The following is a 24,143-nucleotide window of genomic DNA, read 5'->3' as shown; positions in this document are numbered from 1 at the left end:
ATCACTATAATAGTTGGTTAACGTGAGAAATTGTTGCTATCTTACTTTTTTCTGCTTACTTTTTAGAGAAAAACTAGTTGGTAACCGCTTAACTCATTACTTATAGGATATATCGCGTATTATGGCTGCAAAATTAAAGATTTTAGTTATAAATGGCCCAAATTTAAACATGCTAGGAAAGCGTGAACCTGATAAGTACGGTTCGCATTCTTTAGAGCATATTGTGAGCGAGTTAAACAGCGCTGCTAATAGTTTAGGTGTGGAGTTAACGCATTTTCAAAGTAATAGTGAACAAGCGCTCATTGAACGCATTCATGATGCTTGGCAAGCGATTGATTACATAATAATTAACCCTGCAGCATTTACGCACACAAGCGTCGCATTACGTGATGCATTGCTAAGCGTTGATATTCCGTTTTTTGAAGTGCACTTAAGTAATGTGCATGCACGTGAAACGTTTCGCCATCATTCTTATTTTTCTGATGTGGCGCAAGGCGTTATTTGTGGATTAGGTGCAATGGGTTATCACGCTGCTTTAAATGCAGCAGTGAGCCGATTGCAAAACTCAAACTAAATTTAAACTAACAAACTAATAGGCGGGCCGTTTATGGATATTCGCAAGATCAAAAAACTAATTGAATTAGTAGAAGAATCAGGTATTGCAGAACTAGAAATCACTGAAGGTGAAGAATCAGTACGTATTAACCGTAATAACATGAGTGCCGGTCCTGCGTATGCGCAATTCGCACCTCAGCAATACGCCCCAGCAGCACCTGCTCCAGCCGCGGCTGCACCATCAGCACCTGCAGCCGTAGAGTCTGAAGCACCTGCAGGCCCTACAGGTCATCAAGTTAAATCACCTATGGTAGGTTCTTTTTATGCAGCAGCTTCTCCAGAAGCACCAGCATATGTTGAAGTGGGCTCTCAGGTTAAAGTTGGCGACACGCTATGTATCGTTGAAGCAATGAAAATGATGAACCAAATTGAGTCAGATAAAGCCGGTACAGTAAAAGCTATCTTAGTAGAAAACGGCGAGCCAGTAGAATTTGATCAACCTTTATTCATCATTGAATAATAGCGCAACGTAAAAGGCCAACTCTCATGTTAGATAAAGTAGTCATTGCAAACCGAGGTGAAATTGCACTTCGTATATTGCGCGCCTGCAAAGAGCTTGGGATCAAAACGGTTGCTGTGCATTCAACGGCGGATCGCGATCTTAAGCACGTATTACTAGCAGATGAAACCATCTGTATTGGTAAACCAGCAGCAACTGAAAGTTACTTAGACATTCCACGCATTATTGCCGCAGCAGAAATTACTGATGCAGTCGCTATCCACCCAGGTTATGGTTTTCTTGCTGAAAATGCAGACTTTGCCGACCAAGTTGAGCAAAGTGGCTTTGTTTTTATCGGTCCTCGTGGCGATACTATTCGTCTAATGGGCGATAAAGTATCGGCAATCGAAGCGATGCGTAAAGCGGGTGTTCCTTGTGTACCTGGCTCTGATGGTCCGGTATCGGATGATAAAGAACGCAACATGCAAATTGCTAAGCGTATTGGTTACCCAGTAATTATTAAAGCAGCTGGCGGCGGCGGTGGCCGCGGTATGCGTGTTGTTCGCAACGAAGCTGAGTTAATCAATTCAATTTCGCTTACGCAACAAGAAGCAAAGCAGTTCTTTGGCAACAGCATGGTTTACATGGAGAAATTCCTTGAAAACCCACGTCACATTGAAGTACAAGTATTGGCCGACGGTCAAGGCAATGCGGTTCACTTAGGTGAGCGTGATTGTTCAATGCAGCGTCGTCACCAAAAAGTAGTTGAAGAAGCACCAGCACCAGGGATTACTGCAGAAGTACGTAAGTTCATTGGTGAGCGTTGTACTCGCGCATGTATTGAAATTGGTTATCGTGGTGCGGGTACGTTTGAGTTTTTATACGAGAACGGTGAATTTTACTTCATTGAAATGAATACCCGTATTCAGGTTGAGCACCCTGTAACTGAAATGGTTACCGGTGTTGATTTAATCAAAGAGCAGTTAAAAATTGCCGCTGGTCAGCCTTTGTCATTCACTCAAGAAGATGTGGTTATTCGTGGTCATGCTATTGAGTGTCGTATTAATGCTGAAGACCCAGAAACCTTTATTCCATCGCCAGGTAAGATCACCCGTTTTCATCCAGCTGGTGGTTTAGGTATTCGTTGGGACAGTCATATTTACGCTGACTACACCGTTCCTCCACATTACGATTCTATGATTGGTAAGCTGATCACTTACGGTGAAAACCGTGATGTCGCTATCGCCCGAGCACGTAATGCGCTTAATGAACTCGTTATCGATGGTATTAAAACCAATACGCCACTGCATAAACGTATTCTTGCAGATGAAAACTTCAAAAATGGTGGCACAAATATCCACTACCTTGAGAAGAAATTAGGACTGTAAAGTCCATGCTAATTAAAAACCGGCTTAAGCCGGTTTTTTTATCTTTCAAAAAGAGGCAGTATCACCTTAAATAAATAATCTGGTATGATTAACAAATATGCGCTTTTCGTAAATTTTGAGGTAATCATGTCGTGTAGTTTTAATTTTCATTTAGTCGATGAAAATGCCACTGTTGCTATGGGTAATAAATTAGCTGCCATAATAGAGCAGGGCGCAGTTATTTATTTGCATGGTGACTTAGGGGCCGGTAAAACGACATTTACTCGCGGTATAGTGCAAGGTTTTGGTCATACAGGTAAGGTTAAAAGTCCCACCTATACACTTGTTGAACCCTACGAGCTTGTACGTGGCAATGTTTATCATTTTGACTTATATCGATTAGGTGACCCAGAAGAGCTTGAATTTATGGGGATTCGCGATTATTTTTCAGAAACTGCAACTTGTATAGTTGAGTGGCCGGAAAAAGGCGGAGAATTTATTCCTGTTCCCGATCTAAATGCTACGCTAAGTTATGTAGGTGATGAGCGTAAAATTGTTATTAACAGTGCGAGTGAGCGTGGTGTAGCAATTGTCAAAAAACTAAATAATAGATAATAAAATAGTTAAGGCAGTGATTATCAAAATGAGTCGTGGTTTAGTTAAACTTTTTATTTACCTCATGGTTTTTACAGTGAGCTTGCCATTGTGGGCGCAAAACACTATTAATAGTGTGCGTGTCTGGCCATCACCTGATAGCACTCGGGTGGTGTTTGATCTCGATGATAAACCCGACTTCAGTTACTTTATGCTAAAAAACCCAAGTCGTTTAGTGGTTGATTTAGAAAACACTGATGAATTAAAAAAATTGCCAGGTGTGCCACCAAAACATCAAATTGTTAGCAAGTTACGTTACTCAAAACCTAAAAATAAACGCAGCGTGCGTTTAGTGTTTGAATTAAATGGGCCAGTTAAACCGGTTATATTTGCACTTGCCCCCACAGGCCCTTATAAAAACAGGTTGGTGGTCGACTTATACGACAAAAGCCAATCAAAAGGGGCGGTTAGTCCGGCACAAACGGCGGCTAAAAAACGCCAGTTAAGCCAAGAGCGCGATATTGTAATTGCTATTGATGCAGGCCATGGTGGTGAAGACCCAGGTTCCATTGGCCCATCAGGTACTTACGAAAAAGACATCACTTTGCAGATTGCCAAGCGTTTAGAGCGCATGATTGATGCTGAGCGAGGCATGATTTCGCGTATGGTTCGCAGTGGCGATTACTTTGTTAAACTTAATACACGAACTAATCGCGCTCGCCAGAAAAAAGCCGATTTTTTTGTCTCTATTCATGCAGATGCGTTTACCAGTCCGGGACCCAATGGTGCTTCTGTATGGGTGTTGTCGCTGCGACGTGCCAATTCGGAAATTGGTAAATGGATTGAGGATAAAGAAAAACACTCAGAGTTACTTGGCGGTGCTGCCGATGTAATTAAAGATGCTGCAAATGAAAAGTACTTAGCACAAGCCTTGCTTGATATGTCGATGGATCATTCCATGAAAACAGGGCTAAGTGTTGCAGATGAAGTGATAAAAGAATTAAAAAAAGTAGCAAAAATGCACAAAAAGGCACCGCAACATGCCAGCCTTGCAGTATTGAAGTCGCCAGATATTCCGTCTATTTTGGTTGAAACTGGGTTTATCTCTAACCCTCGTGAAGAACGACTACTAAAAAGCGCCAATCACCAAGAGCGTTTGGCAAAAGCGATGTTTACCTCAATTAAAAATTACTATTTACGCAACCCGCCTGACGACTCACTGTTTGCGTCATTAAAGTCTCAATACCCAACAAAGCACAAGGTACGTCCGGGGGAGTCACTGAGTATGTTGGCTGGTCGATATGGCGTTAGTATTAGTAAAATAAAACAGGTTAATAAGCTCAGTTCAAATACGCTATTTATTGGCCAGGAACTTGATATTCCTCAGAGTTAATTTTAAAAGCGCACAACATTTAAGGTTTTTATGAGTATTGAAATATTACCTGCGCGCTTGGCAAACCAAATTGCGGCGGGTGAAGTTGTTGAGCGTCCCGCGTCGGTGGTTAAAGAGTTAGTAGAAAATAGCCTAGATGCAGGTGCGACACGTATTCAAATAGATATTGAACGCGGTGGTCATAAGCTGATTCGAATTCGTGATAATGGTTCAGGCATTGCAAAAGAGGAGCTCACATTAGCGCTTTCTCGCCATGCTACCAGTAAACTAAAGTCGCTCGATGACTTAGAAAATATTTGCTCTTTAGGCTTTAGAGGCGAAGCTCTCGCGTCTATTAGCTCGGTATCTCGCTTAACCTTAAGCTCTAAGCCTGAACAGCAAGAAGCCGCTTGGCAAGCTTTTGCGCAAGGCAGAGATATGGCCGTAGAGGTAAAGCCTGTGGCACATCCCAGCGGTACCACAATTGAAGTAAAAGATTTATTTTTTAATACCCCAGCACGGCGTAAGTTTTTACGTACCGAAAAAACTGAGTTTAGCCATATTGATGAGCTTATAAAGCGGATTGCGCTGAGTCGCTTTGATGTATCAATTACGTTAACCCATAACGAAAAAGTGGTGCGGCAGTATCGCGCTAAAACCGATCCTGCTCAAGCGATTACACGAGTTGCCCAAGTGGCGGGTAAAGCGTTTGCAGAGCAGGGACTGCATATTCAATCAGGTGAAGCAGGGCTGCAACTACATGGCTGGGTGCTGCCGGTTGGCTCGGCCAATACCACACAGTACACCTATGTAAATAATCGTATGATGCGCGATAAACTTATTTTGCACGCTATTCGCCAAGCATTTGAAGAAGTCAGCGGTGAGCAAGAGTTACCCGGGTTTGTGATTTATATTGATATAGATCCACGTCAAGTGGATGTAAACGTTCATCCTGCTAAACATGAGGTGCGCTTTCATCAAGGGCGCTTAGTACACGACTTTATTTTGCAAGCGATAAAACAAGTTGTTGTGCCCCTGCAAGCTGAGTTTTCAAACTCCAGTGAAGCTAATGATAATAGCCCACCAGTGGCTGCATTTAATGCACACACTACTACCAGTAGTGAACCGTTTGATTACCCTAAGTCGTCATTACAGCCTAGTCGGTCATCTTTAGCGCATAGCACAACTTATAGTGGTGCAACTCAAGGTACAGGTAATCAACAAGGTGCTGAAAGTCGAAATTACCATGACGTAAATGCGTTTTATCAAGGTGTGAGTGAGCAGCAAGCACATCACTTTGATAATCCAGCACCATTTGTACAATCAGATGAGACCCAAGTATCAGATACAGCGCTTCGTACTGTCGATATAATAACCATGGAACAAGGCGCTTGTGTGTTTAATGATGAGAACCAACTTTATTGTTCACACTTTAAATATGCGCTAGCGGATGATTGGCTTGCACAAATTAAAGAGCAAGGCAGCCTTGAGGGCAAAGCATTGTTATTACCCGTACGGGTCAATGTCTCAAAACAAGATATCGAACTGCTGGCTACGCAACAATCATGGTTTACTTTGCTTGGCTTTGAACTTTTAATTGAAAAACAATTTGTTATGGTTAAGAAGTTGCCTGTTTGCTTGTACTTACTTGACGTGAGTACCGCGGTAGATGCCTTACTTGATGGGTGTAAAGCTCAGTTAGAAAGTATTGATCAGTGGCTAGCGTGGCAGGTAAATGTAATACCTACACGGTTCTATGCCAGTAAAGCCTTTGCAGTACAGCAAACTCGCTTACAAAATAATGCGCAAACAATTGAACGTTTACGTGAAAAAGCAGTTAAAATAGATCTAAAGTCTTATCTAGCGCAATTTAATTAGGGTATTCGTGTTGAGTAATTTACCGGTCATATTTTTAATGGGCCCCACCGCTGCTGGGAAAACAGCATTGGCAATTTCACTGTGTGAGCATTTAAATACTGAAATTATCAGCGTTGATTCGGCACTGGTTTATAAAGGTATGGATATTGGTACCGCTAAACCGGATGCCGACGAACTAGCACGTGCACCCCATCACCTAATTGATTTACTCGACCCAAGCGAAACCTATTCAGTAGCTGATTTTAGACGCGATGCGATAGAAAAAATTGATAAATTTCATCAACAAGGTAAAGTGCCTGTACTAGTTGGAGGTACAATGATGTACTTTAAAGCCCTTATTGATGGATTATCCCCTCTACCAGAGGCTGATGAGCAGATAAGAGCTGAGCTTGAAGTACAGGCGAAACAGTACGGTTGGCCACATTTATATCAAGAGCTATTAAAAGTAGATCCACAAGCTGCGAAAAAGATGAGTGAAAATGATTCACAACGAATTAATCGCGCTTTAGAGGTTTACCGTATAACAGGTAAAACAATGACTGAATTGCAAAAGCAAAAACAGCCACCTTTACCTTATACTTTTCATCAATTTGCTATTGCTCCAGATGATCGTAAAGAGTTACATCAGCGAATTGCAGAAAGGTTTAAAATAATGATTGAACAGGGGTTTGAAAAAGAAGTTTCGACCCTATATCTACGTGAGGATTTACATCCCAATATGCCTTCTATTCGTTGTGTAGGTTATAGACAGATGTGGGATTACCTTGCGGGTGAGATAGACCATGATGAAATGGTTTTTCGCGGTATTGCTGCCACTCGTCAATTGGCTAAGCGTCAATTAACGTGGTTAAGAAGTTGGCCTGACGTTACGTGGTTAACAACCGGTGATGAAGAAAACTTGCATCGTGTAGTAAGTTCGCTAAGCTAGTAGTAGCTGGACAAAATTTAGCTTTATTAAATTAGTTCAGCCACTTAATTATAATAACACCTAGAACGAAGGAATAATAACATGGCAAAAGGCCAATCGTTACAAGACCCATTTTTAAATGCATTACGCCGCGAGCGCATTCCAGTATCAATTTTTTTGGTAAATGGCATAAAATTACAAGGTAAAATTCAGTCATTTGACCAATTTGTAATTTTACTGGAAAACACTGTTAATCAAATGGTGTATAAACATGCAATTTCAACAGTTGTACCTGCACGCGCAGTCAACTTTCAAGGTGTACAGGGAAATGAAGACACCGAAGAAACTGAACCAGGAAACTTTTAAATTAGGAGCGTAATGCTTGTTTGACCGCTATGAATCTGGCGAACAGGCAATTTTAGTCCATATCGACCTACCTAAAGATGGGGATCGCGAAGATCTTCATGAATTAGAAATGTTGGTATCTTCTGCTGGTGTTAGTAGTTTGGCGGTTGTGCAAGGCAGCCGTCAAGCACCACATCCCAAACTATTTGTCGGTACCGGCAAAGCGGAAGAAATAGCTGAAATTGTCAAAATCCACAATGCCGATGTTGTCATTTTTAACCATCAGTTGAGCCCGTCTCAAGAACGAAATTTAGAGCGTGTTTGTCAATGTCGGGTACTTGATAGAACAACACTTATTCTTGATATTTTTGCTCAGCGCGCCCGTACTCATGAAGGTAAACTCCAAGTTGAGCTGGCTCAGCTTCGCCACATGTCTACACGTTTAATTCGTGGTTGGACCCACCTTGAGCGCCAAAAAGGAGGGATAGGCTTACGTGGTCCGGGTGAAACGCAGCTAGAAACCGATCGACGTTTATTGCGCGCACGTATTAAAAATATTCGTGCACGACTAGCGAAAGTGGCTGTACAGCGTGAGCAAGGTCGACGTGCTCGTACGCGCAATGAAATTCCAACAGTGTCGCTGGTGGGTTACACTAATGCCGGAAAATCAACACTGTTTAATTATATTACCGATTCAGATGTATATGCAGCCGATCAGCTATTCGCCACACTAGATCCAACACTGCGTAAACTCGATATTGGTGATGTAGGTTCTGTTATTTTAGCCGATACTGTAGGGTTTATTCGACACTTACCGCATGATTTGGTAGCTGCATTTAAAGCAACTCTGACCGAGACGCGTGAAGCCGATTTACAACTGCATGTGATAGATGTAGCTGATCCTCGCCGAAAAGAAAATATTGAACAGGTACAAGAAGTCCTCAAAGAAATTGAAGCCGACGAGGTACCGCAGTTATTAGTTTATAACAAAATTGATGCGCTAGATGAGGTAACGCCACGTATTGATCGTGATGACGAGGGCCAACCTATAAGGGTATGGCTATCTGCAAAAACTGGCGAAGGCTGTGAATTACTTAGTGAAGCTATTAGCGATTTACTCGCTAAGCAAATGCTTAATGAAACGTTATTACTCGCACCACAATATGGGCGTTTAAGAGCATCACTATTTAATTTAAGTGCAGTACACAATGAGCGGTTTGATGAACAAGGTAATTGGTTGCTTGATGTACGATTGCCTATGATTGAGTGGAACCGTTTAATTAAAGATTTTGGTCCTGAAATTGAAAGTTTTATTAGCTGAGATTAAAAACTGCAAGATTAATGTCGGTTTTAGTATAAGAAACGCAGAAGATTTGTTAGATTTAACACAATTTCCGAATTTATTTAGATAACAATGGAGTATAGCTATGGCCTGGAATGAACCGGGTAATAATGGCAATGACAAAGATCCGTGGAATAACAAAGGCGGACGTGATCAAGGCCCACCTGATTTAGACGAGGTGTTCCGTAAATTCAGTAACAAGTTTAACGGCTTATTTGGCGGTAAAAAATCCGGCAATGGTAGCGGCGGTGGACTTGGCGGAGCCGGTATTTCATTTGTACTTATTATCGCTGCAATTGTATGGGCGTTAAGCGGTATTTATACGGTGAAAGAAGCTGAGCGCGGCGTCGTTCTTCAATTTGGTAAGTTTGACCGAATTGCAGATCCTGGCTTGCGTTGGAAAATGACCTTTGTTGAAACGGTTATTCCAGTCGATATCGAAGCTGTTCGCTCGTTATCAGCATCAGGTTTTATGCTAACCGAAGATGAAAACGTAGTAAGCGTTGAATTTGAAGTACAGTATCGAGTAATCGACCCTTACTTGTACAAGTTTAGTGTCACTAACGCTGACAGCAGCCTTGAAGAAGCATTAGATAGTGCGCTGCGTTATGTTGTTGGCCATTCAAAAATGGACCAAGTACTGACAAACGGCCGTGAAGTTGTACGTCAAAATACTTGGGATGAGCTAAATCAAATCATCGAACCTTACAACTTAGGTTTAATCGTAACTGACGTTAACTTCAAGGACTCTCGTCCACCAATGGAAGTTAAAGATGCGTTTGATGATGCAATTGCGGCCCAAGAGGATGAGCAACGCTTTATTCGTGAAGCAGAAGCGTATGCCCGTGAAATTGAACCGCGTGCGCGTGGTCAAGTGACTCGTATGACGCAAGAAGCTGAAGGTTACCAAGAACGTATTACTTTAGAAGCGCAAGGTGAAGTGGCCCGTTTTGAGAAATTACTTCCAGAATACCAAGCAGCTAAAGAAGTAACACGTGAGCGTTTATACATAGACACGATGCAAGAAGTGCTAGGTAATAGCTCTAAAGTGTTGGTTGATGTTAAAGGTGGCAACAACATGATGTACCTACCACTTGATAAAATCATGGAAAAACAGGGTTCATCAACACGTATTGCTTTACCTAGCTCAAGCGATATAAACGATTTACGTAACAAGGTAAATACGTCACGCAACAGCACTGTTAATAGTGGTAACGATCGCTTTAACAATGATCGCTTTAACGACGGGAGATAAGAGCAATGAAAAACTTTAGTTTAGTAATCCTATTAGCCGCCATTGTGATGTCTTTTTCGTCGGTGTTCGTGGTCTCTGAAGGGCAAAAGGCGATTGTACTTTTATTTAGTAAAGTGCAAAAAGACAGCGATGATGAAGCTGTAGTTTATGGCCCGGGTTTACACTTAAAAGTCCCATTTTTTAGCCAAGTACGTCGTATTGATGCACGTATTCAAACACTAGATGGCACACCAGATCGCTTTGTAACTAGCGAGAAAAAAGACTTAATCGTTGATTCGTTTGTAAAATGGCGCGTAAACGATTTTAGCTCTTTTTACCTGCGTGCACGTGGTGACAAGCAATACGCTGAAACACTGCTTAAGCAAAAAGTAAATAATGGCCTACGTACTAACTTTGGTACGCGTACTATTCGTGAAATTGTATCTGGTGAGCGTAGCGAGCTGATGGAAGAAGCGTTAGTACAAGCATCTGAAAGTGCTAGTGAGCTGGGTATTGAAGTACTTGATGTGCGTGTTAAGCAAATTAACTTACCACAAGAGGTGAGTAGCTCTATTTATCAACGTATGCGCGCTGAGCGTACTGCAGTTGCTAAAGAGCACCGCTCTGAAGGTCAGGAAAAAGCAGAAACAATTCGTGCAGGTGTTGACCGTCGCGTAACAGTAATGCTTGCCGACGCCGAACGTAATGCTCGTTCTGTTCGTGGTCAAGGTGATGCTGACGCTGCTGCGATTTACGCTAGTGCTTACAATAAAGACCCTGAGTTTTTTAGCTTTGTTCGCTCTTTAGAAGCTTATAAGCAAACTTTCAAAGGAAAGCAAGACGTGATGGTGTTATCACCGGATAGCGACTTCTTCCAATACATGAAAGGCGCGAAAGCTCAGTAATCATAGCTTTAGTTAAACTTGAAAGCCCTGCAATTGCAGGGCTTTTTGTTATCTGAATTTTAAGTTTATAAATGACTGTTATTTATGTGATTATTAACGAAACACTGATGTTTACTACCCGCACGAGGAAAAAATAAGCTAAACGGGGTGAACATTGCTTTAGTTTTCTGGTAAAATCTCGTCCTAATTTTCTCTAAGTGAATTTGCAATGGGTAAAAACGTTGTTGTACTAGGCACCCAATGGGGTGACGAAGGTAAGGGTAAGGTAGTTGACCTCCTTACAGATAAAGCATCTTTAGTAGTTCGTTATCAAGGTGGTCATAACGCAGGCCATACTTTAGTGATCGACGGTGAAAAGACAGTTCTACACCTTATTCCATCGGGTGTATTACGTGACAATGTTAAATGTGTGATTGGTAATGGTGTTGTTTTATCACCAGAAGCGCTAATGAAAGAAATTGGCATGCTTGAAGAGCGTGGCGTACCTGTACGTGAACGTCTTTTAATCAGTGAAGCATGTCCGCTAATATTGCCTTTCCATGTTGCATTAGATGTAGCTCGCGAAACTGCGCGTGGCGATAAACCAATCGGTACAACGGGTCGTGGTATCGGTCCAGCGTACGAAGATAAAGTAGCACGTCGTGGTTTACGTGTTGGTGATTTATTCAATCCTGAATTATTTGCTACTAAGTTAAAAGAAGTATTGGAATACCACAACTTCACATTAGTTAACTACTACAAAGTAGACGCTGTTGACTTCCAAAAAACGTTTGATGATGCAATGGCTGTTGCTGATATTTTAAAAGCAATGGTAGTTGATGTAACTGAGCTTTTAGATCAAACGCGTAACGCCGGTGACAACATCTTATTTGAAGGTGCTCAAGGTACACTACTTGATATCGATCATGGTACTTACCCTTATGTAACATCTTCAAACACCACCGCTGGTGGCGTTGCTACAGGTGCGGGTTTTGGCCCATTACACCTTGATTATGTGCTAGGTATCATTAAAGCGTACACAACACGTGTAGGTTCAGGTCCTTTCCCTACAGAGCTTTACGACGGCCTTGATAAGCAAGACCCAGTCGGTAAGCATTTAGGTGACAAAGGTCATGAGTTTGGTGCTACTACAGGTCGTTTACGTCGTACAGGTTGGTTAGATGCAGTGGCTATGCGCCGTGCAGTTCAAATCAACAGTATTTCAGGATTTTGTTTAACTAAACTTGACGTTTTAGATGGTTTAGAAACACTTAAAATCTGTACTGGTTATAAGCTTGAAGATGGTACTGTGACTAACGTGACGCCATTAGCAGCTGAAGGTTACGATAAAGTAACGCCAGTATACGAAGAAATGCCTGGCTGGTCTGAAAATACAGTGGGTGTAACATCGCTTGAAGGCTTACCTAAAGCGGCAATTGATTACATTAAACGTATTGAAGAAATCACTGGCGTACCTGTTGATATTATCTCTACAGGTCCTGATCGTGTTGAAACGATGATACTTCGTAGCCCATTTGCATAATTGGGTTTAAGTTGAAAAAAGCTGCCATGTGCAGCTTTTTTTATGTCTGCAGAAAAGTGACGCTATTAATAGTGGAACGATCTTTGTATATTATTTGGTAAGTTTATTTTTAAAGTGGTTAATATGCGTTTATCTTCTCGTTGCTCAGTGTGGTCATTATCACTACTTACACTTTCTTTGTTTAATATAAACAATAGCTTAGCTGAAGAAAGCCCTGCAGCTGTGCCGCTGTATACTGAATCTGAGTTAATAGCTTTAATTAATGAGAACACTCATCTAGCGCGCGTAAAGGCAGATAATTGCCAGTTAGTGCAAGATATAGAAGCGCGAGCCAATAAAATGGCATTGCCATCATATCAATTCCTATACGGTGATATGCTCGCTTATAAAGTGTGTGTTGAGCGCGATGTTGCTTTAGGTGTGTATTACATGAAAAAAGCGGCTGAGCAGGGCTTAGCGGCTGCATTAGAGCAACTAGGTCGCTACTACGACGTTGGCCGGTTGGTCCAAAAAGACAAAACCATGGCAATAACCTACTTACGTGAGGCGTCAGCGCAAGGCAACTTAAAAGCGCAATTACGATTAGTTGGTTTGTTTAATCAAGGTTATGGTAGTCCAAGAGATTTCGAAGATGCTTATCGTTGGCTGTTTAACACCACGGTAGCTGATAAAGCGACACATAAAAAAATAGAGAGAGCATTAACTAAACTTGCTGAAAAAATGCCAGCCAGTGTCGTTACCCGCGCGCGCTTACCTATGTAAAAAAGCGAGAGTGCTTTTGCCGCACTCTCGCTTTTTTTAGTTATTACTCGTCTTTTTTATTGTCTTTGACTTTGTTATTGGCAGGATCTTTTAATAGCGATATTTTAGGCGGTTGCAATGCAACTACTCGTTCACCCTCTTGTGGTGGCTTTTCCATATCACTAGTAAAAGGCCTCATTTTCACTGGAGCGTCTTCATCACTGTCTTTATCCCCTTTGAGAATAAACAGTGGAATTGCTTCAGGGTTCATTTCTAAATACTGCTGCCAGCTAAATTCTTCAGATATTCGTGTTGCACTCACTTTACCGCCTTTGGCAATAACGCTGCTTAAGCGTGCATATGCTCCGTTTTCACCAAACAGAATTTGTCGTGATAAGAACGTCGCGCTGTCTTTATTTGCTTTAGCATGTGATGAAGATGAGCGTAGTGAAAATACATTTTTTTCATTCAATAAATGAGAAAAATACTGCACCCCTAATGCGTTATGATGACGATTAGGTGAAAGCGCTAAAACACTGCGAATAGTGGTTAAAGGTAAATAGCGTTCAGCATGCTCAGATTGTGGATTACCATAATAACAAGGCAAACCATCCATACGTGCCATTTTACAGTTTTCCCAAGCAGGATCTGATAAGTGAACGGGAATGTTTTGTTCCTTTAAACCACGAGCAATAGCACGAGATACATGGTTGGCACCAATAATTAAAATAGTATTAGGGGAGGGCTGGCGCACCCCTAGCAACTTAGCAACAGGGATAGCCGTTAAGCTTTGCAGTACCACAGTGACGATAATAACCGTGAATATCAATGGCACCATTTTTTGTGCATCCGCTACACCGGCTTCTATCATACTTAACGCAAATACAGAGCCTACGGCTGCAGCAACTATACCGCGAGGCGCAATCCAAGCCAGCACCAAGCGAGACTTCATTGGTAAATCGGTGCCAAAGGTTGAAATAGCAATACACAACGGGCGCGCAATAAATAGCACAATAGCTAAAAATATAAATACATCGCTGTCGAGCATCATTAAGTCAGATAGTTGTAATCTGGCAGCGAGTAAAATAAACAAGGTTGAGATCAAAATCATCGACAGATCTTCTTTAAACTCAAGCACCGAATCTATTTCTAGGTCATCTTGATTAGCTAACCAAATACCAAATACAGTCACGGCCAATAATCCTGACTCATGACTTAAATGGTTTGAAATCGAAAAGCTAATTAACACTAACGCTAAAATGCCAAATTTATGTAGCTCAAATGGCAACCATTCGCGGCGCATCAGTTGCGTTGTGATCCAACCCGAAACCACACCAATACTTAAACCAACCCCAACGGTTTTAACTAGTGCAATTATAGTGTGACTAAGTACTTCACCTTGGCCAACTAACATCACAGCTTCAAATACTAATACCGCAAATAAAGCGCCAATAGGGTCTATGACTATGCCTTCCCAGCGTAAAATACGGTCAATATCTTGAGTGGGTCGCATTGAGTTAAGCAGTGGCGCAATAACCGTTGGTCCGGTTACAACAAGCACAGCGCCAAGCACTGCTGCGACTCGCCAATTTAACTCTAATAACCAATAGGCACTTAAGCTAATAACGACACAGGTCATAAGCATACCAATAGAGCAGAGGTTTCTTACGACTTTACTGATCCCTTTAAGCTCCCGAAAATGTAGTGTTAAAGACCCTTCAAATAAAATCACAGCAACGCTTAAAGACACCACAGGAAAAAGTAAATCGCCTAATAAGGCATCTGGGTCTAATACGCCACTAAATGGCCCTAATAAAAGCCCAGTAAGCAACAAAAACAGAATAGCGGGTACTCTGAACGCCCAGGCGACCCATTGGGCTAGCACCGAACACAATGCAATACCGGCTATATAAATTGCTGACATAGAGTAAAAACTCCTTAATATTAATAATGTTTAAAAGTATAACGGTTACCAACCAGTAATACAGTGGGTATACACGTGTAAATTCAATTTAGCTAATAAATAATACTTATTTATTTAGTGTTAACGTCATTTTCTAAAATGTTATCAAATTTATAGTCTATATAATTCATATTTATAGTAGTCTAACCACATGATACTTAATACAAAAAACACTAGCTTTAGTAGTGTTGACCTATTCAGCTTGAATTTTAGCCTTGATCTAAGCAGCTACTTTAACGTATTATACTTCGTGTTCGAATAATTAGTTATCTAATCAAGTTTGTAGTTTAAATACTAGATTATGTTAGATATAAACATCTTAACTCTCTTACTGATTGTTTTTGCTTTGTTTTGTTATATTTGAACACACAATATCATTTACCGTACTCTTTGGTATGGTTTTGCTCAAAGTGTTTATTTGCTCAATGCAGATAAATAAAAGTTTGAGTTGAACTATTACCTTTCAATATTTAATCCCCATCGTGGCGATTAAATCTCGGTCCTTAAGTCATCACCCTATCTGTTGGTGTACCAGACTTAAGAGGCTCTATGTATGTTGTTAATAAAAAGGCCGCACACAGCTTTTTACAGCGATACATAAACAACACTTTATATTTTTTTAGTTAGTACGATCCGATTTATTTATTGGGTTAATACTATTTATTTTTTGCATCTCAATTTAAAACGCTAGTTTTAGAGACGGTGTACGTGTGTGTAAAAAGTGTGGGCAATGATAAATAAATTCGACGCTGTGTTTATAAACATGGCGACCTGGTTTCATTCATCTATGTGATGAATACAAATTAAATGGAAAGTTGAGCACTTATGCAAAAGTTAAATTGGCGACGTATCGTACTTAAAGTGGGCAGTGCCTTAATTGCACCCGATCAAGATGGCTGTCGTTCACGTTACTTATTAACCATCGCACAGTTTATTGTCCGCTGTCGCGCACGTGGAATTGAGGTTATTTTAGTTTCATCTGGTTCTGTAGCGGCTGGCTCACATTTATTTCCATCAGACCAACCTCGTTCAGTGGTAATGAAAAAAGCGATGGCTGCAGCAGGGCAAACAGAAATGATGGCCATGTGGGATCGTTTCTTTGATTTTCCATCAGCACAGCTATTATTAACTCATGGTGATTTACGTGACCGTGAGCGTTACCAGAGTATCCGTGAAACCGTATTTACATTGTTAGAACACGGCGTGCTACCTATCATTAATGAAAATGATGCAGTAACAACAGATGATTTAAAAGTGGGTGATAACGATAATTTATCAGCCATGGTTGCAGCAGCCGCTGATGCAGATGCATTAATGATTTTCTCTGATGTAGATGGCTTGTATGATAAAAACCCAAATCTGCATGACGATGCCGTATTATTGCCTGAAATAAAATCAATTGATGATTCTATTTATGCTATGGCAGGATGTGCTACCAGTGCGGTAGGTACAGGTGGTATGAAAACCAAGATTGAAGCGGCAGAGAAAGCCACTTCACATGGTATTGCAACTTACATTATTAATGGCTTTAAAGAAGAAACCTTTACTCGCTTGTTAGCCGGTGAAAACCCAGGTAGCGTATTCTTGCCTTATGAAAAACCAATGCAAGATTCTATTCACTGGATGACACATACCGCCAATGAGCAGGGGGAAGTCGTTGTTGAAGGGTCATTTGATGACTCATTAGAAGGTGAAGACGGTTGCTTACGTGGCGATGAGATCAGAGAAGTACATGGCGAGTTTGCTGTGGGCGACACTATCTTAGTTCGCAGTGAAGATGGTACGCGTTTAGCTAAAGCCACAGCAAATTACAGTAGCTGCTTGTTAAACTTTATTGCAGATAACGAGCAGAGTGAATTCAGCGAAAAAATGCAGGATTCAATTGGACCAATTATTTCAGAAAAAGATATCGCATTATTGGAGAAGTCATGAGTTTAATTACGGATATATCACGCCAGGCAGCAAAGGCTGCACATACACTTGCTTTACTCGATACCGAGACTAAAAACAAAGTGTTAACCGATATGGCAGCGGCATTAAGAGAGCAAAAAGAATTTATAATCAAAGAAAATGAAAGTGACCTAAGCGCAGCACGCGACAATAATTTAGCAGCATCAATGATTGACCGTCTAACATTGAATGATGAGCGTATTGAAGCCATGGCTGAGGGTATCGAAGTGATTGTTTCATTAGACGATCCTGTTGGCCAGTTACGTGACATTACTGAACGCCCAAATGGTATTAAAATTCGTAAAATGCGTGTACCACTTGGCGTAGTATGTATGATTTATGAAGCGCGTCCTAATGTAACGGCTGACGCAGGTGCATTGTGCTTTAAGTCAGGTAACGGTGTTATTTTACGCGGTGGTAAAGAAGCGCTGAAAAGCTCACAAGCCATTGCCAGTGTAATGCATAGCGTGCTTACTAAACATGGCTTACCAACTGCGCTAATTTCAGTGATTCCTGATCCTGACCGTGCTTTACTAATGGAATTGATGCAACAACGCGATAGCATTGACTTAATCATCCCTCGTGGTGGTGAAGGCCTAATTAACTATGTTACTGAAAACAGCACAATCCCTGTTATTCAGCATTTTAAAGGCGTTTGTCATTTATATGTAGATAAAGATGCTGATTTAGAAGTAGCACTAAATTTACTGCTTAATGGTAAGACTCAGCGTACTGGTGTATGTAATGCACTTGAGGGTTTAGTGGTACACCAAGATGTAGCTGATGAGTTTTTAAATCTGTGTGCAGTTGTACTTCGTCAAGAAGGTGTAAAAATTAATGCTGACGCCAAAGCGGCTGAATATTTTGATAACGCCATAGTACTTGCCGATAACGAATTTGGTGAAGAGTACTTAGACTTAGAGTTAGCAATTCGTATTGTGCCAAGTTTTGATGCAGCCGTTGAGCACATTGCTCAATTCGGTTCAAATCATACTGAAGTTATCTGTACTAAGGACGATGCGGCGGCAGAGTTATTCCAACGTAGTGTTGATGCGTCGGTTGTTATGGTTAATGCGTCATCACGCTTTTCTGATGGCTCACAACTAGGCTTAGGTGCAGAGATTGGTATTGCAACGACTAAGTTACATGCTTATGGCCCTATGGGACTTGAGTCATTAACCACTGAAAAATATTTAGTTAATGGTGTTGGTCAAGTTCGCGAATAACTAACCCAACTCAATAAATAATAAAAATGCCGGGCTTTGCTCGGCATTTTTGATCTCGATTTAGCAAAATTAAACGACTAAGCAAACAAAGAGATTAAAAAATACAGAGAAATTTATTTAGAATATAAAATAAGGATATTACTTAAAGGAGAGAGTAGGAAAGTGGTGGAGCTAAGCAGGATCGAACTGCTGACCTCCTGCGTGCAAGGCAGGCGCTCTCCCAGCTGAGCTATAGCCCCACATTCCTAATTTACATATACTGTAAATGCTTAAGTGCTGAGTCTCAAGCGGGGTGAACTTTAAATATTTTTACGTTTTTGGTCAAGTATTTTTTCACAAATTTTTCCGTTTTAACTAATTTTTGTTAAACTCGGCCTCAATATTTACTAAAACGATAATACATGATGAAAAAATACGCTTTAGTTTTCATGACTTTTCTTTTTGGCTGTGCCAGCTCGGTAGGTGAGCCTCCATTCGAAATTAATAATAAACAATTTTATGACACTGTTGATGATCAAGGTAACAAGCTTTTTGCCTATGTGGTCTCTGTAAAGGCTAAGAGCCGCGAGCAAATTAATATTAATAAAAAGCTAACCCGAAGCGATGTAAAGCGTTTTGCCGAACAAGAGCACTTTGAAGAGTCGAGCGTGCTCAAGTTACAATTAGAAGATCAAGCGGTAGAGTTTCTCAATAAAGAGCTTGCACAACGTAACTATTGTGCAGATAAGCATGAAATAAACGAAGTGCTATGGCGAGATTTAAGTGTGCAATTAAGAGGGCGTTGTTTGTAGTATGTTAGCAGATAAACAAAAATTAGCGGCGGTGTTAGCTCAGCTTGATATTAACTATGATGTGATTGAGCATCCAGCGTTGCATGGTAGCTTAGATGCTGACGAGCTGATGGTGAATCGCCCAGGAACACGTTTAAAAAATCTATTTTTGCGAGATAACGAAGGTAAGCGCCATTTTTTAGTGATCACCGCGCATGATAAACAACTCGATTTAAAATCGTTGTCTAAACAGCAAGGGCTATCGCGTTTAGGGTTTGCCTCTAATGAGCGCTTAGCTAAGTACTTAAAAGTTGCACCAGGTTGTGTGTCAATGCTCAGCTTAATGAACGATAAGCAACGAGATGTAACGCTTTGGCTTGATCAGGATATTTGGTTTGGCGATTTATTTCATTGCCATCCATTTGAAAACACCCAAACATGGTTATTAACTAAGCCTGATTTACTGCGTTTTTTTGATTTTACTGAACATCAGCCGCGGGTGATGTTTTTACCCTCGCGCTGAGCCCACAAAATAAGACCCAGCCCACATAAGCAAACCGCAAGAAGTGTTGCCATAAATGCGGTTTGCCCGTGTGCTTGATAAACCACCCCAGGTAATAACGATCCTAGTGCGCCACCGCTATAATAAAATGACACGTAACAACCATTAGTAACACTTGGTGGAGCGTGACTAATTTTATTAACCAATGGTGCCGCTGTTGAATGAATTACAAACATAGCGCCACAAAATAGTGTGAATGCAATTAAAAACAACATCAATGAATGACTCATTAATAACACAATACTGAGGTTATAAAACAGGAATACCAATGCCAATAAGCGCCAAGCTGAGGTCATTTTTTTTAATAACCACGGGGTAAAAATAGAGGCTAACGCGCCAATTAAATAACCGCTATAAACTAAGCCAATGTCGCGAGTGTTATTAATTAAAAAGGTCTTTTTTAAAATAAAAGGCAAGTAGTTTAATAGCGCTGCAAAGCAAAAAAACATACAAAATATGGCACCATAAAGCTTAAGTGCCGAGCCTTCTTTAAGTTGTTTCATATAATCTAAAGGTGATAACACCTCACTAGAGCGACTCAAAACAAAGCGTTTATGGGGAATGCTAAGCGCGAGTATTATCAACATGGCAGCAATTAAGTAATAAAAACTTTGCCATGACCACAAGTCGCTAAAGAGCGCAGCCAATACTCGGCCAAAATAACCACCGACAATAGTACTACCAATATAAAGAGTCATATTTTTTTGTAATGTATCGGCTTGATAGCTCATACCAATAAAGCTGGTCATGGCAGTCAATGCGGCGGGTAAAGTCAGCCCTTGTAAAAACCGAACAAGTAACAGTAGCTCAAAACTCGGGGCATAAATAAATAAGATACAACCCACACCCAGTAACAACATAGCGAAGCGTAATATCAATAAAGGATTTCGCTTAGCTAAAAACAGTCCATACACCAAAGGGGCAATAGCTAAAGGCAACATAGTGGCCGTCATTAAGCTGCCTGCAACAGCAGGCGCTACATTAAATTCAGTGGCAAATAAACTTAACAATGGCTGTGGTGCGTATAAAACAAAAAAAATGAAAACAGAACAAAAGAGTAAGTGAGGTAAGCGCATCGACTGCCGTTAACATTGCTTATTAGTTGAACCGCATTATATCCTAGGGTTTTCATAAATTAATCTTTATTGCGCTAAATCATGCTTTGTTTTCAGTAGTTTGTTAGATTAATACCAATAGCGCTGTTATTTACGCTCGTTGGTGATTAAAATAGCATTAATATTCGTTTTTAGTGGGAACACGCCATGGGGTCACTACAAGAGCAATTGCTCCAAGCTGGTTTAACAACATCACATAAAGCCAAAGTTGCTAAATCAGAAAAGCGCAAGCAACAGAAAAAGCAAAAGAAGGGAGCGACAAGTAACCCAAATGATTTGCAAAAACATATTCAGCAAACCAAGCTTGAGCAGCAGCAAAAAGCCGAAGAGCTTAACAAAACGCGCCAAGAAGAATTAAAGCAACGCGAGCAAGTAGCCCGTGTTAAGCAAATTCTAGAGCATCACAATCAAGAGTCAATTCGCGGTGAGCGTACCTTTAACTTTACTTATGAAAATAAAGTGAAAGGGCTTGATGTGAATGAGAAAACGCAAAAGGCGCTCTCGGGCGGACGTTTAGCTATTTGTGTATTAGAAGGCCAGTTTTACGTATTAGAAGACGAGCCTGCACGCAAAGTGGCTGAGGTTGATGAAAAATATATTGTGTTTCATGTCGAACCTGAGAACAAAGCTAAAGACGAAGACGATCCGTATGCTGATTTTGAAGTGCCAGACGATCTTATTTGGTAAGGTGTTATTAAGTATCTGCTCAGCTAAGGCAAGCTAATATTTGTTTTATGAGGGATACACGTATTTGTTCTGATTGATCGTCAAACCTTATCAAGGACGTATGCTTTTTAAAGATTTATTGACTACAATTATCACAACCGTTTTTTTAACCGTAAAAAGAAGAGTAAATACAATGAGCAAGATAAAAACACTTTTATTAGGCGCGGGTATTGGTTTAGCCGCAAGTTTTTCGTTTTCAGCCGCCGCTGCTGATGGCGCTGCACTTTACACCGCTAAAAATTGTCAAACATGTCATGGTGCAGATGGTAAAGCACCTATTATGGCGATGTACCCTAAACTAAATGGTCAAAACAAAGAGTATTTAGTAGCGCAAATGAAAGACATCAAGTCAGGCGCACGTAGCAATGGTATGTCTATGGCGATGAAAGCAATGGTTGCGACTGTGACTGATGAAGAATTTGAAGCAATTGCCGATTACCTATCAAAAGTACAATAATCGCTAACGCAATCTAAAAAGAGCCACACCTTTGTGTGGCTTTTTTATTTGGTGATTGCCATCATGCGAATACTCATTTAGACTTCTAAACATCTACAATCACTAGCGCTATGCTGTGTTTTAAAAGGCTTGTTATGTTTGATTTACCCCAGCTCGATTTAAAAAATAAAGTATCAGAACAAGAGTGGCAACTACGTGTTGATTTAGCCGCATGTTATCGATTAGTTGACCATTTTCGTTGGGGGGATTTAATCTATACGCACCTTTCTGCTCGCCTACCAGGTACGGATCATTATTTAGTAAACGCGTTCGGTTTAACGTTTGATGAGATCACTGCATCTAACTTAGTTAAAGTTGATTTAAATGGCCGCATTATTGACGATACTCCATTTGATATTAACCCTGCGGGATTCACCATTCACAGTGCCATTCATGAAGTACGCGAGGATGCCCATTGCGTAATACACCTACACACTAAAGAAACCATTGCAGTTGCAACACAAAAAGAAGGGCTGTTACCGTTAAGTCAGTATTCGATGTTTTCATTACCCTCTCTGTCATACCATGGTTATGAAGGCCTAGCGGTGAATGATGATGAGCGTAAACGCCTGCAAACAGATTTAGGTAGCACCAACCATATGCTATTGGTGAATCATGGCGGCTTAACGGTAGGGCCAACAGTAGGTGATGCGTTTATGCGCTTTTATGACCTTCAACGTGCCTGTGAAATACAGTTAGCTATTCAATCAAGTGCACAAGAAGCGATTGCAGTACCACAAGCTATTATTGATAACATTTATAATCAAGCGAACGTTGTTCACAGCGGCAGTACTGGGGGGCAGCTAGCATGGCCTGCCATGTTACGAAAAGCGTATCGTCTTGACCCAAGTTTTGCAAAATAACCGATAAAGGTTAATAAGGAATTTTTTATGAAAGTAAATCGCGTTGAAGTCTTTGACATTCATTGTCCTGAGCGTCCTGCATGGACGCCGGTATTTGTTCGTATTCATACTGATGAAGGGATTAGCGGTGTAGGTGAAGCCGGCCTTGCGTATGACTTAGGTCACAGTGCTGCCGCTGCGATGATCAAAGAAATGGCAGATGCCTTTTTAATTGGCCATGACCCGTTTCAAACTGAAAAACTATGGTCACGTATGTTGCGTGAAAGCTTTTGGGGTTTAGGTGGTGGGCCGGTAGTTTATGCTGCAATGAGTGCGATTGATACTGCGCTTTGGGATATAAAGGGTAAAGCACTTGGCTTGCCGGTATACCAATTATTAGGCGGTAAAGTTAATGACAAGCTACGTACTTACGCATCACAACTGCAGTTTGACTGGGACAGTGAGTTTAAAGCGCTAGTCCAGCCACAAGAATATGCCGAAGCGGCACTAAAAGCAGTAGCGGAAGGTTACGATGCGGTAAAGGTTGACCCAATTCAATACGATAAAGACGGCAACACCTATTACGATCGCACAAATATTATTTCTCGCCCAGAAATGAAACTATACCGCGCTCGTATGCAGGCTATTCGTGAAGCTGTGGGTGATGAAGTTGACATTATTTTTGAATGCCACAGTTTACCTGGTGCGACATCAGCAATTCAAATTGGTGAGATTGCAGAAGAATTTGATTGTATGTATTTTGAAGAGCCGGTGAATTATTTAAACCACTCATTACATGCCAAAGTGGCTGATAAAGTGGCTGTGCCTATTGCAGGCGGTGAGCGCTTATATAATCGTTGGGGCGTGCGTCCATATTTAGAAGATCAAAGCATTGATGTACTACAGCCAGATATTGGTTTATGTGGTGGCTTTACTGAAACTAAAAAAGTATGTGATTACGCAGATATTTTTGACGTGCGTATTCAGGCACACGTGTGTGGTGGGCCGGTTGCAACCGCGGCAGCATTACATTTAGAAACAGCAATCCCTAACTTTTTAATTCATGAACATCATACTTATGCGATTAAAAAGTGGAACAGAGAGCTGTGCTTACAAGATCCACAACCTAAAAATGGCTTTTTTGAAGTATCAGAAGAACCAGGTCTTGGGATTGAGCTTAACGATGAAATTGTAATGCGCTCACAACGTGTTGAGATAAAGTAAAAGCGTTT

At 40.9% G+C, this 24,143-nt stretch carries 23 protein-coding genes and 1 tRNA gene; 21 read left to right on the top strand and 3 right to left on the bottom strand.

What is annotated here, in order from left to right; genetic code table 11:
• Positions 1–121: 121 nt before the first annotated feature.
• The 13 genes from aroQ (at position 122) to P3J6_RS18645 (ending at position 13,282) form a co-directional block, all read left to right on the top strand.
• Positions 122–574 carry a type II 3-dehydroquinate dehydratase gene (gene aroQ, locus P3J6_RS18705; RefSeq protein ID WP_198523758.1) on the top strand — a complete coding sequence of 151 codons (453 nt, stop codon included), beginning with the start codon at positions 122–124 and terminating at the stop codon, positions 572–574.
• A gap of 33 nt (positions 575–607) precedes the next feature.
• Entirely contained in the window at positions 608–1,075 is a 468-nt protein-coding gene (gene accB / locus P3J6_RS18700) for an acetyl-CoA carboxylase biotin carboxyl carrier protein (protein ID WP_054202660.1), read from the top strand.
• Between the two features lie 26 nt (positions 1,076–1,101).
• Positions 1,102–2,442 carry an acetyl-CoA carboxylase biotin carboxylase subunit gene (gene accC / locus P3J6_RS18695; RefSeq protein ID WP_010391679.1) on the top strand — a complete coding sequence of 447 codons (1,341 nt, stop codon included), beginning with the start codon at positions 1,102–1,104 and terminating at the stop codon, positions 2,440–2,442.
• 126 nt (positions 2,443–2,568) lie between these two features.
• Entirely contained in the window at positions 2,569–3,036 is a 468-nt protein-coding gene (gene tsaE / locus P3J6_RS18690) for a tRNA (adenosine(37)-N6)-threonylcarbamoyltransferase complex ATPase subunit type 1 TsaE (protein ID WP_021033095.1), read from the top strand.
• 28 nt (positions 3,037–3,064) lie between these two features.
• The gene (locus P3J6_RS18685) at positions 3,065–4,408 is read left to right on the top strand and encodes an N-acetylmuramoyl-L-alanine amidase (protein WP_138604967.1); all 1,344 of its coding nucleotides are present in this window, start codon (positions 3,065–3,067) and stop codon (positions 4,406–4,408) included.
• 30 nt (positions 4,409–4,438) lie between these two features.
• On the top strand, positions 4,439–6,265 hold the full coding sequence (gene mutL, locus P3J6_RS18680) for a DNA mismatch repair endonuclease MutL (protein ID WP_198523757.1): 1,827 nt from the start codon (positions 4,439–4,441) through the stop codon (positions 6,263–6,265).
• A gap of 10 nt (positions 6,266–6,275) precedes the next feature.
• Complete coding sequence (gene miaA / locus P3J6_RS18675) at positions 6,276–7,193, top strand: tRNA (adenosine(37)-N6)-dimethylallyltransferase MiaA (protein ID WP_054202670.1); 918 nt, start codon at positions 6,276–6,278, stop codon at positions 7,191–7,193.
• 81 nt (positions 7,194–7,274) lie between these two features.
• Positions 7,275–7,538: an RNA chaperone Hfq gene (hfq, locus tag P3J6_RS18670; RefSeq protein ID WP_008113494.1), complete on the top strand. Its 264-nt coding sequence runs from the start codon at positions 7,275–7,277 to the stop codon at positions 7,536–7,538.
• Positions 7,539–7,554: 16 nt separating this feature from the next.
• Positions 7,555–8,838: a ribosome rescue GTPase HflX gene (gene hflX, locus P3J6_RS18665; RefSeq protein ID WP_010391685.1), complete on the top strand. Its 1,284-nt coding sequence runs from the start codon at positions 7,555–7,557 to the stop codon at positions 8,836–8,838.
• 106 nt (positions 8,839–8,944) lie between these two features.
• Complete coding sequence (gene hflK / locus P3J6_RS18660) at positions 8,945–10,114, top strand: FtsH protease activity modulator HflK (protein WP_010391686.1); 1,170 nt, start codon at positions 8,945–8,947, stop codon at positions 10,112–10,114.
• Between the two features lie 5 nt (positions 10,115–10,119).
• Positions 10,120–10,998, top strand: a complete 879-nt coding sequence (hflC, locus tag P3J6_RS18655) for a protease modulator HflC (RefSeq protein WP_010391687.1) — start codon at positions 10,120–10,122, stop codon at positions 10,996–10,998.
• 208 nt (positions 10,999–11,206) lie between these two features.
• Positions 11,207–12,520 (top strand): adenylosuccinate synthase, encoded by a 1,314-nt coding sequence (locus tag P3J6_RS18650; RefSeq protein WP_010391689.1) that lies wholly within the window; start codon positions 11,207–11,209, stop codon positions 12,518–12,520.
• Positions 12,521–12,643: 123 nt separating this feature from the next.
• Entirely contained in the window at positions 12,644–13,282 is a 639-nt protein-coding gene (locus P3J6_RS18645) for a tetratricopeptide repeat protein (RefSeq protein ID WP_109874041.1), read from the top strand.
• Positions 13,283–13,325: 43 nt separating this feature from the next.
• Here the strand turns inward: P3J6_RS18645 and P3J6_RS18640 are convergent, their stop codons facing one another.
• Positions 13,326–15,185, bottom strand: a complete 1,860-nt coding sequence (locus P3J6_RS18640; RefSeq protein WP_198523756.1) for a cation:proton antiporter — start codon at positions 15,183–15,185, stop codon at positions 13,326–13,328.
• An 864-nt stretch (positions 15,186–16,049) separates the two neighbouring features.
• Between P3J6_RS18640 and proB the strand changes: the two genes are divergently transcribed.
• Together proB and P3J6_RS18630 are read left to right on the top strand one after the other, a co-directional pair.
• Positions 16,050–17,156 (top strand): glutamate 5-kinase, encoded by a 1,107-nt coding sequence (gene proB, locus P3J6_RS18635; protein ID WP_010391693.1) that lies wholly within the window; start codon positions 16,050–16,052, stop codon positions 17,154–17,156.
• Entirely contained in the window at positions 17,153–18,400 is a 1,248-nt protein-coding gene (locus P3J6_RS18630) for a glutamate-5-semialdehyde dehydrogenase (RefSeq protein ID WP_198523755.1), read from the top strand. Before proB ends, P3J6_RS18630 begins: the two co-directional genes overlap by 4 nt.
• 163 nt (positions 18,401–18,563) lie before the next feature.
• Here the strand turns inward: P3J6_RS18630 and P3J6_RS18625 are convergent.
• Positions 18,564–18,639 (bottom strand) — tRNA-Ala (locus P3J6_RS18625).
• 165 nt (positions 18,640–18,804) lie between these two features.
• On the opposite strand from P3J6_RS18625, the gene P3J6_RS18620 reads away from it, so the two are divergent.
• Both P3J6_RS18620 and P3J6_RS18615 read left to right on the top strand, forming a co-directional pair.
• The gene (locus tag P3J6_RS18620) at positions 18,805–19,191 is read left to right on the top strand and encodes a hypothetical protein (protein WP_138604963.1); all 387 of its coding nucleotides are present in this window, start codon (positions 18,805–18,807) and stop codon (positions 19,189–19,191) included.
• A gap of 1 nt (position 19,192) precedes the next feature.
• The gene (locus P3J6_RS18615; RefSeq protein WP_055012388.1) at positions 19,193–19,693 is read left to right on the top strand and encodes a prolyl-tRNA synthetase associated domain-containing protein; all 501 of its coding nucleotides are present in this window, start codon (positions 19,193–19,195) and stop codon (positions 19,691–19,693) included.
• On the opposite strand, the gene P3J6_RS18610 is transcribed toward P3J6_RS18615, so the two are convergent.
• Complete coding sequence (locus P3J6_RS18610; protein ID WP_198523754.1) at positions 19,660–20,808, bottom strand: MFS transporter; 1,149 nt, start codon at positions 20,806–20,808, stop codon at positions 19,660–19,662. The two genes, P3J6_RS18615 and P3J6_RS18610, sit on opposite strands and share 34 nt — an antisense overlap.
• 186 nt (positions 20,809–20,994) lie before the next feature.
• Here P3J6_RS18610 and P3J6_RS18605 point away from each other — a divergent pair, with 186 nt between their 5' ends.
• The 4 genes from P3J6_RS18605 (at position 20,995) to P3J6_RS18590 (ending at position 24,135) form a co-directional block, all read left to right on the top strand.
• Positions 20,995–21,534, top strand: a complete 540-nt coding sequence (locus P3J6_RS18605) for a DUF2058 domain-containing protein (RefSeq protein ID WP_008113474.1) — start codon at positions 20,995–20,997, stop codon at positions 21,532–21,534.
• Between the two features lie 172 nt (positions 21,535–21,706).
• On the top strand, positions 21,707–22,030 hold the full coding sequence (locus tag P3J6_RS18600; RefSeq protein WP_008113473.1) for a c-type cytochrome: 324 nt from the start codon (positions 21,707–21,709) through the stop codon (positions 22,028–22,030).
• Between the two features lie 134 nt (positions 22,031–22,164).
• Positions 22,165–22,932 (top strand): class II aldolase/adducin family protein, encoded by a 768-nt coding sequence (locus tag P3J6_RS18595; protein ID WP_036980336.1) that lies wholly within the window; start codon positions 22,165–22,167, stop codon positions 22,930–22,932.
• A 27-nt stretch (positions 22,933–22,959) separates the two neighbouring features.
• Entirely contained in the window at positions 22,960–24,135 is a 1,176-nt protein-coding gene (locus tag P3J6_RS18590; RefSeq protein WP_054202652.1) for a mandelate racemase/muconate lactonizing enzyme family protein, read from the top strand.
• Positions 24,136–24,143 lie beyond the last annotated feature (8 nt).

The sequence above is a fragment of the Pseudoalteromonas sp. 3J6 genome, from assembly GCF_903995135.1.
GTDB lineage: Bacteria > Pseudomonadota > Gammaproteobacteria > Enterobacterales > Alteromonadaceae > Pseudoalteromonas.
Note: the sequence above shows the minus strand (reverse complement) of the source record. Positions and strands in the feature narration are given on the sequence as shown.